Annotated in this window: 15 protein-coding genes; 14 read left to right on the top strand and 1 reads right to left on the bottom strand. The window is 53.7% G+C overall.

Annotated features, from left to right (window positions below; all coding sequences use genetic code 11):
* The first annotated feature begins 41 nt into the window (after window positions 1–41).
* The gene (locus I6L74_RS17590; RefSeq protein ID WP_059178095.1) at window positions 42–1,214 is read left to right on the top strand and encodes a MalY/PatB family protein; all 1,173 of its coding nucleotides are present in this window, start codon (window positions 42–44) and stop codon (window positions 1,212–1,214) included.
* 97 nt (window positions 1,215–1,311) lie between these two features.
* Window positions 1,312–2,310: an adenosine deaminase gene (gene add, locus I6L74_RS17585; RefSeq protein ID WP_059178096.1), complete on the top strand. Its 999-nt coding sequence runs from the start codon at window positions 1,312–1,314 to the stop codon at window positions 2,308–2,310.
* 34 nt (window positions 2,311–2,344) lie between these two features.
* Here the strand turns inward: add and I6L74_RS17580 are convergent, their stop codons facing one another.
* Window positions 2,345–3,385, bottom strand: coding sequence for an oxidoreductase (locus I6L74_RS17580; protein ID WP_059178097.1), 1,041 nt, complete (start codon window positions 3,383–3,385; stop codon window positions 2,345–2,347).
* Between the two features lie 246 nt (window positions 3,386–3,631).
* Here I6L74_RS17580 and blr point away from each other — a divergent pair, with 246 nt between their 5' ends.
* The 12 genes from blr to gstA all read left to right on the top strand — a co-directional run bounded on the left by blr (window position 3,632) and on the right by gstA (window position 14,215).
* Entirely contained in the window at window positions 3,632–3,757 is a 126-nt protein-coding gene (blr, locus tag I6L74_RS17575) for a division septum protein Blr (RefSeq protein WP_169794899.1), read from the top strand.
* Between the two features lie 234 nt (window positions 3,758–3,991).
* The gene (ydgT, locus tag I6L74_RS17570) at window positions 3,992–4,207 is read left to right on the top strand and encodes a transcription modulator YdgT (protein WP_059178098.1); all 216 of its coding nucleotides are present in this window, start codon (window positions 3,992–3,994) and stop codon (window positions 4,205–4,207) included.
* An 87-nt stretch (window positions 4,208–4,294) separates the two neighbouring features.
* Window positions 4,295–4,735, top strand: coding sequence for a DUF2569 domain-containing protein (locus I6L74_RS17565; protein ID WP_012017216.1), 441 nt, complete (start codon window positions 4,295–4,297; stop codon window positions 4,733–4,735).
* Between the two features lie 76 nt (window positions 4,736–4,811).
* On the top strand, window positions 4,812–5,393 hold the full coding sequence (rsxA, locus tag I6L74_RS17560) for an electron transport complex subunit RsxA (RefSeq protein ID WP_059178099.1): 582 nt from the start codon (window positions 4,812–4,814) through the stop codon (window positions 5,391–5,393).
* On the top strand, window positions 5,393–5,971 hold the full coding sequence (gene rsxB / locus I6L74_RS17555) for an electron transport complex subunit RsxB (RefSeq protein ID WP_059178100.1): 579 nt from the start codon (window positions 5,393–5,395) through the stop codon (window positions 5,969–5,971). Before rsxA ends, rsxB begins: the two co-directional genes overlap by 1 nt.
* Window positions 5,964–8,369, top strand: coding sequence for an electron transport complex subunit RsxC (gene rsxC / locus I6L74_RS17550; protein WP_059178101.1), 2,406 nt, complete (start codon window positions 5,964–5,966; stop codon window positions 8,367–8,369). The genes rsxB and rsxC overlap by 8 nt, the downstream gene beginning before the upstream one ends.
* Window positions 8,370–9,422 (top strand): electron transport complex subunit RsxD, encoded by a 1,053-nt coding sequence (rsxD, locus tag I6L74_RS17545; RefSeq protein ID WP_059178102.1) that lies wholly within the window; start codon window positions 8,370–8,372, stop codon window positions 9,420–9,422.
* Window positions 9,423–9,431: 9 nt separating this feature from the next.
* Window positions 9,432–10,052: an electron transport complex subunit RsxG gene (rsxG, locus tag I6L74_RS17540; protein WP_059178103.1), complete on the top strand. Its 621-nt coding sequence runs from the start codon at window positions 9,432–9,434 to the stop codon at window positions 10,050–10,052.
* 2 nt (window positions 10,053–10,054) lie between these two features.
* Entirely contained in the window at window positions 10,055–10,741 is a 687-nt protein-coding gene (locus I6L74_RS17535; RefSeq protein WP_059178104.1) for an electron transport complex subunit E, read from the top strand.
* A complete protein-coding gene (gene nth, locus I6L74_RS17530) occupies window positions 10,738–11,373 on the top strand; it encodes an endonuclease III (RefSeq protein ID WP_059178105.1) in 636 nt (211 codons plus the stop codon). The genes I6L74_RS17535 and nth overlap by 4 nt, the downstream gene beginning before the upstream one ends.
* 618 nt (window positions 11,374–11,991) lie before the next feature.
* Window positions 11,992–13,500, top strand: a complete 1,509-nt coding sequence (gene dtpA, locus I6L74_RS17525) for a dipeptide/tripeptide permease DtpA (protein ID WP_059178106.1) — start codon at window positions 11,992–11,994, stop codon at window positions 13,498–13,500.
* 109 nt (window positions 13,501–13,609) lie between these two features.
* Complete coding sequence (gene gstA / locus I6L74_RS17520) at window positions 13,610–14,215, top strand: glutathione transferase GstA (RefSeq protein ID WP_059178107.1); 606 nt, start codon at window positions 13,610–13,612, stop codon at window positions 14,213–14,215.
* Window positions 14,216–14,256: the final 41 nt, after the last annotated feature.

The raw sequence follows: 14,256 nt of genomic DNA, 5'->3' as shown, positions 1-14,256 counted from the left end.
CCCTTCGCTGAAGGGGGTTTTCACTTAAAGGACGAACAAAAATGTTTGATTTCTCAACGGTGGTTGATCGGCACGGAACCTGGTGTACGCAGTGGGATTATGTGGCCGACCGTTTTGGCGCTGCCGACCTGCTGCCGTTTACCATCTCGGATATGGATTTCGCGACCGCGCCCTGCATCACCGAGGCGTTGCACCAGCGCATTAACCACGGCGTATTCGGTTACAGCCGCTGGAAAAATGACGAATTTCTTGCCGCTGTCGCGCACTGGTTTAAGCAACGTTTTAACAGTGATATCGATGTGAACTCAATTGTGTATGGGCCGTCGGTGATCTACATGGTTTCCGAACTGATCCGCCTCTGGTCAAAACCTGGTGATGGCATCGTGGTTCACACGCCCGCGTATGATGCTTTCTATAAAGCCATTGAAGGCAATGAGCGCCACGTTGTGCCCGTGGCGATGGAAAAGCAGGCTTCGGGCTGGCAATGCGATATGGCCAAACTTGAAGCGGCGCTCTCTCAGCCTTCAAACACGGTTTTACTGCTTTGCAGCCCGCAAAATCCGACTGGCAAAGTCTGGACCCGCGACGAGTTACAGACGATGGCTGAACTGTGCAAGCGCTACAACGTTGCAGTAATCAGCGATGAAATTCATATGGATATGGTCTGGGGAGATCATCGTCATACGCCGTGGAATGAAGTGGCGCGCAGCAAATGGGCACTGCTGACCTCGGCGTCGAAAAGCTTTAATATTCCGGCCCTGACCGGCGCGTATGGTTTGATCGATGATGACGAAAGCCGTAACGCCTATCTGAGTGCGTTGAAAGGGCGCTATGGACTCTCTTCCCCTTCTGTTCTGGCGCTGACGGCACATATCGCGGCGTATCAGCAAGGTGAGCCGTGGCTGGATGCGCTGCGAGAATATCTGGCTGACAACCTTCGCTATATCGCTGAAAAATTAAACAGCACTTTTCCGAATCTCCACTGGCAGCCGCCAGAAGCCACCTATCTGGCGTGGATCGATCTTCGCCCTCTAAACATTGACGACAACGCGCTGCAAAAAGTGCTGATCGAGCAACAAAAAGTCGCCATTATGCCGGGATTCACCTACGGCGCGGAAGGCAACGGATTTGTGCGCCTGAATGCGGGTTGCCCGCGCAGCAAGCTGGAGCAAGGTGTCCAACGGCTCATTGCCGGGATCACCACCCTGCTCTAATCACATTGCGCAATAGAATATTCCGTTGCGCAAATAGCTTTTTGCCCCGTTTTGTTTTTATAATGTGTCGCACTTTAACCAGAAAAAGAGTGCGACCATGATCGATACACGCCTACCTTTAACGGACATTCACCGCCATCTTGACGGCAACATTCGCGCCCAGACCATTCTCGACCTTGGCCGCCAGTTTAATTTGTCACTTCCCGCAGCAACGCTTGAGTCATTAATTCCTCATGTACAGGTCACCGCTAACGAACCTGACCTCGTGAGTTTCCTGAGTAAACTCGACTGGGGTGTCAAAGTGCTTGCCTCTCTGGATGCCTGTCGCCGCGTGGCGTTTGAGAACATCGAAGACGCAGCGCGTAACGGCCTGCATTATGTCGAATTACGTTTTTCCCCTGGTTATATGGCCATGACCCACGGTCTGCCGATTGAAGGCGTGGTAGAGGCGGTTATCGAAGGCGTTCGCGAAGGCTGTAAAGCCTTTAACGTCCAGGCGCGTTTAATCGGGATTATGAGCCGCACTTTCGGCGAGTCCGCCTGTCTGCAGGAGCTAGAGGGTCTGCTGGCCCATCGTGACCATATCACGGCTATCGATCTGGCTGGCGATGAGCTGGGCTTCCCGGGCAGTCTGTTCCTCTCTCATTTCAACCGCGCACGCGACGCTGGCTGGCATATCACGGTTCATGCCGGGGAAGCAGCGGGCCCAGAAAGCATCTGGCAGGCTATTCGCGAGCTGGGCGCAGAGCGTATCGGCCACGGTGTGAAAGCCGTTGAAGATCGCGCGCTGATGGATTTCCTCGCGGAACAACGTATCGGCATCGAATCCTGTCTGACGTCCAATATTCAGACCAGCACCGTCGCTTCGCTGGCGCAGCATCCGCTAAAAACATTCCTGGAACATGGCGTTCTGGCAACGTTGAACACCGACGATCCGGCGGTACAGGGTGTTGATATTATTCACGAATACAATGTTGCGGCACCGCAGGCGGGTCTGAGCCGTGAACAGATTCGTCAGGCGCAGATTAACGGGCTGGAAATTGCGTTCTTAACGCCATCTGAGAAACAAGCGCTGCGCGAATTAGTCGCAGGATGATTTGAAAGGCCGGCATTTCGCCGGCCTTCTTTATTTACGCGAGGCAGAGCGTCGAGCGATGCTTAGCGGATTCGATACCCAGTTCAATCAGCTCCATAATCTGAATGGCCTGACTGGCCGGCACCGGGTTTTCGCCCGTGCCGTTAAGCGCATCGCGGATTCCCGCGTAATAAGCCGGATAGTTGCCCGGTAGCGTCAGCCAGGTTTCCTGTACCTGCTCTTCACCTTCCACGCGCGTCAATACACCATCACGCATGTCGTACCCCCAGTCTTCCTGCGGCAAACGCTCGCCGTTTTTCAGTCGGTCTTCCTGCGGATCTAAGCCAAACTTAACGTAACTGCCGCGCGTACCGTGGACGATATAGCGGGCAGATTCTGCTGCGGCCAGCATGGTGCCGTGAAGCACTACGCGGCGCTGCGGATAGCTCAGAACGGCGTGGAAATAATCCGTGGCCTGTGCGCCTGGACGCAGTTGCGCCAGATCGACCGTCATACTGACCGGCAAACCGAACAGATTAACGGCCTGATCGAGTAGATGAGGTGCCAAGTCGTACCAAATTCCACTGCCCGGACCGGCCTGCTCGCGCCAGCGGTTGCGCACCTGAGGGCGGAAACGGTCAAAGTGGGATTCGAAGTAAGCCACCTCGCCTAACGTGCCTTCGCCGATCAGCGCTTTGACCGTGAGAAAATCACTGTCCCAGCGACGGTTATGGAAAACGGAGAGCAAGCGCCCCAGGCTTTTTGCCAGCGCATCCAGCTCCCGCGCCTGCGACAACGTTACGGTGAACGGTTTATCGACAACCACATGCTTCCCCGCTTCGAGCGCCGCTTTCGCCAACGGGAAGTGGGTATCATTTGGCGTAGGAATAACAATCAAGTCGATATTGGGATCGTCAAAAAGTTTTTTAGGTTCAGAAACGACGGCTACGGTTGGCCAGTCCGCATGTACTTTTGACGCATCACTGCTTGAGACGGCGGCCAGCTCCATCCCGGGCGTGCCCGCAATCAGCGGCGCGTGAAAGGTCTTACTGGCGTAGCCGTAACCAATTAATCCAACGCGAATTTTGTCACTCATGTCGTTGCCTCTTATCTTGTCGTTCACGCATTTTCACACTATCAACAATGACGTCACAATCATTTTGTAATGGATTACATTAACAAAAATAGCATGATCCCACGAATGACCGGGAGATATTCAGATAACTCACTGAATTGCTGAAGGTAAACCGTCTTCAAAAGACTTGCGATGCGGGATATCGCGCTGTAACATTCACATCCTGTATTTATGGATAAATTACAAACTCAAATCATGGCGTCAATAATCAATCGAATCATTGAGTTAGCAGGATGGGTTGTCCTGGGTGTTTCCGTCGTTCTTCTCGGCGTGGCAAGTCATATTGATAACTATCAGCCGCCTGAGCCGGTTGCCGCCTCGCAGGCAAAGTAACCTTCCCCACCTAAAGAGTGACACATGTTGTCAGTTGCATATTGCCTGGGATGTTAATCAGGGTTAACCTTCTTTTCCAGGTGTCGTCCGACGCCTGTTTTCTCCCTAGAAAACTCCTAATTTAGCCTTAACATTTGAATGGGCCATTTACGCCTTTCTTTATCCGTTTATTATTCGTGCGAATTACCCTACAGGTGCTCGGTACGACTTACTTTAAAATGGAAACTTATTAATATGACGGTTCAGGACTATTTATTAAAATTTCGCAAAATCAGTTCTCTCGAGAGCCTGGAAAAACTGTTTGATCATCTGAACTACACGCTGATCGACAATCAGGAAATCATCAATATGTACCGTGCAGCCGATCACCGCAGAGCAGAGCTGGTTTCTGGCGGACGCCTGTTCAATGTCGGCGAGGTCCCGAAAACCGTTTGGCGCTACGTGCTCTAAGACGGTACCCAACCGCGCGAAATGTTATATACTCACGCCCCGGCAAATTTGCAGGGTTTCATTTCGCGCAGAATTTTGGGAGATAACATGGCCACATTGCCTGGAGAGAAAATCGGAGGCTGGTTATTCGCTCCGCTTGCCTGGTTGCTGGTTGCATTATTAAGTGCCTCGCTGGCGTTGCTGCTTTATTCCACCGCGCTCGTTACACCCTACGCACTTAAGAATTTGACCTCACAAAGCACAATGAATATCGCCATGTGGTTTATTTCTTTCGGCTTTGCGATTGCGATGTGGTACTACACCCTCTGGCTGACCATTGCATTCTTTAAGCGACGTCAGAAAGTGCCTAAACACTATATTATCTGGCTGCTTATTTCTGTGCTGCTGGCGTTAAAAGCCTTTGCCTTTTCGCCTGTTTCAGACGGATTAGCGGTGCGTCAGTTGTTGTTTCCGCTGCTGGCAGCCTCACTCTTTGCCCCTTACTTCAGGCGCTCTGCTCGCGTGAAGAAGACCTTTGTGAATCCGTAATAACCTTACAGTTATCCTGTTGTCGCCCGGTGTGGTTTATCCGATAATAGGCGGCTTTTTTATTTCAGGCGTAATAATGACAGATTACTTACTGCTCTTCGTCGGAACGGTACTGGTTAACAACTTCGTGCTGGTGAAGTTCCTTGGCCTTTGCCCTTTTATGGGGGTTTCCAAAAAGCTGGAAACCGCTATGGGAATGGGCCTGGCGACCACATTTGTAATGACGATGGCCTCAATTTGCGCCTGGTGGATTGATACCTGGATATTGATCCCGCTGGGCTTGATCTATTTGAGAACGCTCGCGTTTATTCTGGTCATCGCTTTTGTGGTGCAATTTACCGAAATGGTGGTACGTAAAACCAGCCCCGCGCTGTACCGTCTGCTCGGCATCTTCCTGCCGCTGATCACGACCAACTGCGCCGTTCTCGGCGTTGCGCTGCTGAACATCAACCTCGGGCATAATTTCCTGCAATCCGCGTTGTACGGTTTTTCCGCCGCGGTCGGGTTTTCGCTGGTGATGGTGCTGTTTGCCTCCATTCGCGAACGTTTGGCCGCCGCAGATATTCCGGCCCCTTTTCGCGGGAACGCCATCGCGCTCGTGACGGCCGGTTTGATGTCTTTGGCCTTTATGGGCTTTAGTGGTTTGGTGAAGTTGTAATGAGCACTATCTGGATTGCTATTGTAGCCATCAGCATTCTGGGGCTGTTTTTTGGCATCATCCTGGGTTATGCCTCGCGCCGCTTTGCGGTCGAGGGTGATCCCGTCGTCGAAAAAATCGATGAACTGTTACCGCAAAGCCAGTGTGGGCAATGCGGTTACCCTGGCTGTCGCCCCTACGCTGAGGCGGTGGGCAGTCAGGGCGAAAAAATTAACCGTTGTGCGCCGGGTGGCGAAGCCGTGATGCTGAAAATAGCCACGCTGCTTAACGTTGATCCCCAACCTGTTGATGGCGATGAAAGCGCGCAAGAGCCAGCGCGCATGCTGGCCGTTATTGACGAAGCCAACTGTATTGGCTGCACGAAGTGCATCCAGGCATGTCCTGTTGATGCGATCGTCGGCGCAACGCGCGCCATGCATACCGTCATGGCGGATTTGTGTACGGGCTGCAACCTCTGCGTTGCCCCCTGCCCGACGCAGTGCATTGAACTGCGTCCGGTCGAAACGACTCCCGAAAGCTGGAAGTGGGATCTTCAAACCATTCCAGTTCGCATAATTCCTGTGGAACACCATGCTTAAGTTATTTTCTGCTTTCAGAAAAGAGAAGATTTGGGATTTTGATGGCGGCATTCATCCGCCAGAGATGAAATCCCAGTCCAGCGGCGTACCGCTGCGCCAGATTCCGCTGGCGAGCCGTTTTATCATGCCGCTAAAACAGCACATCGGCGCTGAGGGCGAACTGCGCGTCAACGTGGGCGATACCGTGCTGCGCGGCCAACAGCTGACCTTCGGTCGCGGACGCATGCTCCCGGTCCACGCCCCAACGTCCGGAACCGTGGTGGCGATTGCCCCGCATACGGTGGCTCACCCTTCGGCACTGGCGGAATTGAGCATCATGATTGAGCCTGACGGCGAAGACCGTTGGATCGATCGTGAGGGCTGGAATGATTTTCGCGCGCAAAGCCGCGAGGTGTTAATTGAACGCATCCATCAGTTTGGTGTTGCGGGTCTGGGCGGCGCTGGCTTCCCGACCGGGACCAAACTGCGCGGCGGTGGTGATAAGATCCAGACGCTCATCATCAATGCCGCGGAATGTGAGCCTTATATTACCGCCGATGACCGTTTAATGCAGGATTGCGCGGCACAGGTCGTAGAAGGCATCCGCATTCTCGCGCATATTCTGCAACCCCGCGAAGTGCTGATCGGTATTGAAGATAACAAACCGCAAGCGATTTCAATGCTCCGTGCGGTGCTGGCAGGCAGTCACGATATTGGCCTGCGCGTGATTCCGACCAAATACCCGTCCGGTGGTGCAAAACAGCTCACGCAAATCCTGACCGGAAAACAGGTTCCGCATGGCGGACGCTCCTCCGATATTGGCGTGCTGATGCAAAACGTCGGAACGGCGTATGCGGTAAAACGCGCGATTATCGACGGTGAACCCCTGACCGAACGCGTGGTCACGCTCACCGGTGAAGCGGTTTCGCAGCCCGGTAACGTCTGGGCGCGCCTGGGTACACCGGTTCGCCATCTGCTGGAGCACGCTGGATTCTCGCCGGGTAGCGAGCAAATGGTCATTATGGGGGGCCCGCTGATGGGCTTTACCCTGCCGTGGCTCGACGTGCCGGTGGTTAAAATCACCAACTGTCTGCTGGCCCCATCGGCCAGTGAGATGGGCGAAGAGCAGGAAGAAAAAGGCTGCATTCGTTGCAGCGCCTGCGCTGATGCCTGCCCGGCGGATTTACTGCCGCAGCAGTTGTACTGGTTCAGCAAAGGTCAGCTTCACGACAAAGCGAAAGCCCACAACCTGGCCGACTGCATTGAGTGCGGTGCTTGCGCATGGGTTTGTCCGAGCAGCATTCCGCTGGTGCAATACTTCCGTCAGGAGAAGGCCGAGATTTACGCCATTTCGCTTGAAGATAAACGCGCAGCAGAAGCAAAAGCACGCTTTGAAGCGCGCCAGGCACGTCTTGAACGCGACAAAATCGCCCGTCAGGAACGCCACAAGAAAGCGGCTGTTCAGCCTGCAGAGAAAGATCAGGAAGCGATTAATGCCGCGCTGGCCCGCGTTCGTGAGAAAAAAGCGACCGCCGCAGAGGTTGTGGTTATCCCTGCCGGTGAGAAACCTGACAACCGCGAAGTGATTGCCGCGCGTGAAGCACGTAAAGCACAGGCGCGCGCCCATCAGGCAGAAAAAGCACAAATTTTAGCGTCGGATGCCGGCGTCGATCCGCGTAAAGCTGCGGTTGAAGCCGCTATCGCGCGTGCTAAAGCGCGTAAAGCTGGCGCATCGGAAGAGACAACCGCGCAAAACACGCCGGTCGACCCGCGTAAAGCCGCGGTTGAAGCCGCAATTGCGCGTGCCAAAGCGCGTAAAGCGGGCGCACCGGAAGAGACAACCACGCAAGACACGCCTGTCGATCCGCGTAAAGCTGCAGTTGAAGCCGCTATCGCGCGTGCTAAAGCACGTAAAGCTGGCGCACCCGAAGAGACCATCGCGCAAGACGCGCCGGTCGATCCGCGTAAAGCCGCGGTTGAAGCCGCTATCGCGCGTGCCAAAGCGCGTAAAGCCGCCGCATCAGAAGAGACTATCGCGCAAGACGCGCCGGTCGATCCGCGCAAAGCCGCGGTTGAAGCCGCAATTGCGCGTGCCAAAGCGCGTAAAGCTGCCGCACCAGAAGAGACAATCGCGCAAGACGCGCCGGTCGATCCGCGTAAAGCTGCGGTTGAAGCCGCAATTGCGCGTGCCAAAGCGCGTAAAGCCGCCGCACCGGAAGAGACAACCGCGCAAGACGCGACTGTCGATCCGCGCAAAGCTGCGGTTGAAGCGGCTATTGCGCGTGCCAAAGCGCGTAAAGCAGCAGCACAAGACGCGGAACCCGCAGCGAATGACGACCCACGCAAAGCCGCAGTCGCCGCCGCGATTGCACGCGTTCAGGCTAAGAAAGCCGCACAGCAGGCAGTAAACGAGGATTAAATGGTTTTCAGAATCGCAAGCTCCCCCTATACCCATAACCAGCGCCAGACGTCACGCATCATGATGCTGGTCTGCCTGGCCGCATTGCCAGGCATTGCCGTCCAGTTCTGGTTTTTTGGCTGGGGGACGCTGTTGCAAATTATTCTCGGTTGCGTCAGTGCACTCGCGGCAGAAGCGCTGGTCCTCACGCTGCGTAAAATGCCGGTCTCGCGCATTCTTGCGGATAACTCCGCACTGCTGACTGGCCTGTTGCTGGCGATCAGCATTCCGCCCTTCGCGCCATGGTGGATGGTGATCCTGGGGACAGTCTTTGCCGTCATCATTGCAAAACAGCTGTACGGTGGCCTTGGGCATAACCCCTTCAACCCGGCCATGATCGGGTATGTGGTGTTACTCATCTCATTCCCGGTGCAGATGACCAGTTGGCTGCCGCCGCAGGAGATTGCGGCGACTGCTCCCGGCTTGCTGGATGCTCTACAGGTGATCTTTACCGGGCATACCGCTACCGGGGGAGATATGACCACGCTGCGAATGGGCGTTGATGGAATCAGTCAGGCCACGCCTCTCGACACCTTTAAAACGTCGCTGCATGCCGGTCACAGCGTCGATCAGATCATGCAATACCCTATCTTTAGCGGCGTTCTGGCCGGGGCTGGCTGGCAGTGGGTCAACCTGGCGTATCTGCTCGGAGGGGTTTTCCTCCTGTGGAACAAAGCGATTCGCTGGCATATTCCGGTGAGTTTCCTGGTGACGCTGGCGTTCTGCTCAACCCTGGGTTGGCTCTTTTCGCCTGAATCGATGGCAAGCCCGCAGATCCACCTGCTCTCCGGTGCGACGATGCTGGGCGCATTCTTTATTTTGACCGACCCTGTCACCGCCTCCACCACTAACCGTGGGCGTCTCATCTTCGGCATGCTGGCTGGCCTGCTGGTCTGGCTGATTCGCAGTTTCGGGGGATATCCGGATGGCGTTGCGTTTGCTGTTTTACTGGCCAACATCACCGTGCCGTTAATTGATTACTACACGCGTCCTCGCGTGTACGGCCACCGTTAAGGATTTGCCATGTTCAAGACAATGCAAAAACACGGCATGACGCTGGCCATTTTCGCGGCAGTGCTAACCGGATTGACTGCCCTGGTCAATCAACTGACTAAAACGACCATTGACGAGCAGGCCGCGAAGCAGCAAAAGGCGTTATTCGATCAGGTCATTCCGTCTGATTTCTACGACAATAATTTACAGGAAAGTTGTTTTGTCGTTCAGGCTCCGCAGCTAGGCAAAGGCAACCACCGCGTGTTTATCGCCCGAAAAGGTGATAAAGCGACAGGCGCGGTGATGGAAGCGACGGCGCCAGACGGGTATTCCGGCGCAATCCAACTGCTGGTCGGCACTGATTTTTCCGGTACGGTTCTGGGCACGCGCGTGACAGAGCATCACGAAACGCCGGGTTTGGGTGATAAAATCGAAGTGCGTTTAAGTGACTGGATTTTGCACTTTGCCGGGAAAATCATTCACGGCGAAGATGACGCTGCTTTTGCGGTGAAAAAGGATGGCGGTGAGTTTGATCAGTTTACCGGTGCCACTATCACTCCACGCGCAGTCGTCAATGCCGTGAAGCGCGCCGGACTGTATGCCGAGACGCTCCCGTCGCAACTCAACCAGCTTCAAGCGTGTGAGGAATAACAATGAGCCAGGTTAAAGACGTTATCGTTCAGGGTCTCTGGAAGAACAACTCCGCGCTGGTCCAGCTACTGGGGTTGTGCCCCCTGCTGGCCGTAACGTCCACCGCCACCAATGCCCTTGGGCTGGGCCTGGCGACGACGTTGGTGCTGACGCTCACTAACTTAGCAGTATCCGCGTTGCGTCGCTGGACGCCATCGGAAATTCGCATCCCGATTTACGTCATGATTATCGCGTCTGTCGTGAGCATCGTGCAGATGCTGATTAACGCCTATGCATTTGGCCTGTATCAATCGCTGGGGATTTTTATCCCGCTCATCGTGACCAACTGTATCGTGGTGGGCCGTGCTGAAGCCTTTGCGGTCAAAAACGATCCGCTGATCTCCGCTCTTGATGGTTTCGCGATTGGCATGGGCGCGACCTGCGCCATGTTCGTCCTCGGGTCGATGCGCGAGATTCTGGGGAACGGAACGCTGTTTGATGGTGCGGACGCGCTGTTGGGCGGCTGGGCAAAATCACTGCGTATCGACGTGTTCCATACCGACACACCGTTCCTGTTAGCGATGCTACCGCCCGGCGCATTTATTGGCCTTGGCATGATGCTGGCGTTAAAATACCTGATCGATGAAAAACGTAAACGCCGCGCCGCGGAACGTCGCGTGCAGGAAGGGATGCCAGAGAAAGCGTCATGAATAAAGAAAAACGCCTTACGATTTTGACGCGTCTGCGCAATGAGAATCCTCATCCGACGACAGAGCTGAACTTCACCTCTCCTTTCGAGCTGCTGATCTCAGTCCTTCTTTCCGCGCAGGCAACCGACGTCAGCGTGAACAAAGCGACGGCAAAACTTTATCCTGTCGCGAACACGCCACAGGCCATTCTGGCGCTCGGCGTCGAGGGTGTGAAATTCTATATCAAAACCATCGGCCTGTTTAACAGCAAGGCGGAGAACGTTATTAAGACGTGTCGTATCCTGCTGGAACAGCACGGAGGCGAAGTTCCCGAAGACCGTGAGGCACTGGAAGCCTTGCCGGGGGTGGGACGTAAAACAGCGAACGTCGTCCTTAACACCGCCTTTGGCTGGCCGACGATCGCCGTCGACACCCATATCTTCCGCGTCTGTAATCGCACCCATTTTGCGCCAGGGAAAAACGTCGAACAGGTCGAAGAGAAGCTGCTGAAGGTCGTGCCCGCTGAGTTTAAAGTAGACTGTCACCACTGGCTGATCCTGCACGGGCGTTACACCTGTATCGCGCGTAAACCGCGCTGTGGCAGCTGTATTATTGAAGATTTGTGCGAGTTCAAAGAGAAAGTCTATTCCTGATGAAGAGGGCTCAGCCCTCTTTTGCTGTCCACCTTTCTTCACGCAGACTACAGCTAACCGCATTCCTCTCATTTTGCGAACAATTATCCCCCACCTTGCCTTTTTATCCTGTCGATGATCCGGCGCTTTAACACCCATCCAGGTTAATTGTTTTTTCGTGAGCGAAAATTTCTATACATTTGTGATCGCGATCACTCTGATAACGCGATGTTGGATTTTTGTTTAAAAAGACATCCCAAGCCTTTGTCCAGACAAGTTGCATACCTTCATTAGCCAAAGATTAAACCATTCATTTTTAGGATTATGGGCTATATCACTGGATTGATAGCTTGTCAGCAGAACATATCGCCATAAGGCCTCGTGACCGGGGATTGGGTAGTGAAAAAAACCGTCATTTCACATGCTGAAAGATTTAACGCTGAATAACATTTATATGACCCCTGGATTATACCGCCATCGTTATATGTAACAGAATATTGCAAATGTATTGCCAGACGAGTCAAGATAGTGAACATTACCCGCCGTTTCCCCCTCCCAATATAACTATAAGGCGAATGGACTTTGGTCATTACGCCGTGAACACCCCCGTTAATATGGGATGTAAAAAAAGAGGTATAAGTGTCTACTGCAAACAATAAACCAACAGATGAAAGCGTTAGCTTAAACGCCTTCAAACAGCCTAGAGCGTTTTATCTCATTTTCTCAATCGAGTTATGGGAACGTTTTGGCTTTTACGGCCTGCAAGGGATTATGGCTGTTTACCTGGTCAAACAACTGGGTATGTCCGAAGCGGATTCGATCACACTGTTCTCTTCTTTTAGTGCTTTAGTCTACGGTCTGGTCGCCGTTGGCGGCTGGTTGGGCGATAAAGTCCTCGGCACCAAACGCGTTATCATGCTGGGCGCAATCGTTCTGGCCATCGGTTATGCACTGGTCGCGTGGTCTGGTCATGATGCAGCTGTCGTTTATATGGGTATGGCGACGATCGCCGTAGGTAACGGATTGTTTAAAGCAAACCCGTCTTCCCTGCTCTCTACCTGCTACAACAAAGATGACCCGCGTCTTGATGGCGCATTCACCATGTATTACATGTCGGTGAACATCGGTTCCTTCTTCTCAATGCTGGCAACGCCGTGGTTGGCCGCGAAATTCGGCTGGAGCGTTGCGTTCTCGCTGTCCGTCGTCGGTATGCTGATCACCGTTGTTAACTTCGCGTTCTGTAAGAAGTGGGTGAAAAACTACGGGTCAAAACCCGATTTCGAACCGGTTCATATCGGCAAACTGCTGGCTACGATTGTCGGTGTTGTCATCCTGGCGACAATCGCAACTTGGCTGCTGCATAACCAGGGCGTGGCGCGTGCCGTACTGGGCGTGGTGGCACTGGGTATCATCTGCATCTTTGCTAAAGAAGCGTTCGCCATGCATGGCGCAGCGCGTCGTAAGATGATTGTGGCTTTCATCCTGATGCTGCAGGCGGTTGTATTCTTCGTGCTTTACAGCCAGATGCCAACGTCTTTGAACTTCTTCGCGATTCGTAACGTAGAACACTCAATTCTGAGTATCGCGTTCGAACCGGAACAGTTCCAGGCACTGAACCCATTCTGGATCATGATTGGTAGCCCGATTCTGGCCGCTATCTACAACAAAATGGGCGATCGTCTGCCGATGCCACACAAATTTGCTATCGGCATGGTGCTGTGTTCAGGTGCGTTCCTCGTGCTGCCGCTGGGGACGAAATTTGCTACTGACGCGGGTATCGTTTCGGTTAACTGGCTGATTCTGAGCTACGCCCTGCAGTCCATTGGTGAGCTGATGATCTCTGGTCTGGGCCTGGCGATGGTTGCACAGCTGGTTCCGCAGCGCCTGATGGGCTTCATCATGGGTAGCTGGTTCCTGACTACCGCTGGTGCCGCACTGATTGCAGGTAAAATTGCGAACCTGATGGCCGTTCCAGAAAACGTGACTGACCCGCTGGTCTCACTGGAAGTATACGGTCGCGTATTCATGCAGATCGGTATTGCGACAGCGATTATTGCTGTTCTGATGCTGTTGACTGCACCGAAACTGAATCGTATGACGCTGGACGACGACAAGACTGCAAAAGCGACGGATGCCGCGACTGCATAATTGCCATCGGGAAACGACGGAAGAGAAGCCGCTAACTGTGCGTTAGCGGCTTTTTTTTTATTCTACCTGGCGTTAACATCATTATAACCTCAGCAAAAAGGAGTTACCGATGAAACTGTTCTATAAACCTGGCGCCTGCTCTCTTGCCTCCCATATCACTCTGCGCGAGAGCGGAAAAGATTTTACGCTTGATAGCGTAGACCTGATGAAAAAGCGTCTGGAGAATGGCGAAGACTTTTTCGCTATCAACCCGAAGGGACAGGTTCCGGCTCTTGTTCTTGACGACGGTACATTGCTCACTGAGGGTGTGGCTATCATGCAGTTCCTGGCCGACACAGTTCCCGATCGCCAACTGTTGGCGCAAACGGGCAGCGCATCACGCTATAAAACGCTGGAATGGCTGAATTACATCGCCACTGAACTGCACAAAGGCTTCACGCCGCTGTTCCGTCCGGATACGCCGGAAGAGTACAAACCTACCGTGCGCGCTCTGCTTGAGAAAAAACTGCACTACATTAACGAATCGTTGAAGGATGAGCAGTGGATCTGTGGCCAGCGCTTCACCATCGCAGATGCGTATCTGTTTACGGTCTTGCGTTGGGCGCGTGCCGTGAAGCTCAATATGGAAGGATTGAATCATATTGATAGCTATATGGCGCGTGTTGCAGAGCGTCCTGCGGTAGCCGCAGCGCTGAAAGCTGAAGGGTTGAATTGATTTAACGTTCGTTGCCGTGCCGGGTAATGGCGGCGCCTTAC

This window comes from Lelliottia amnigena (genome assembly GCF_019047465.1).
GTDB lineage: Bacteria > Pseudomonadota > Gammaproteobacteria > Enterobacterales > Enterobacteriaceae > Enterobacter > Enterobacter amnigenus.
Note: the sequence above shows the minus strand (reverse complement) of the source record. Positions and strands in the feature narration are given on the sequence as shown.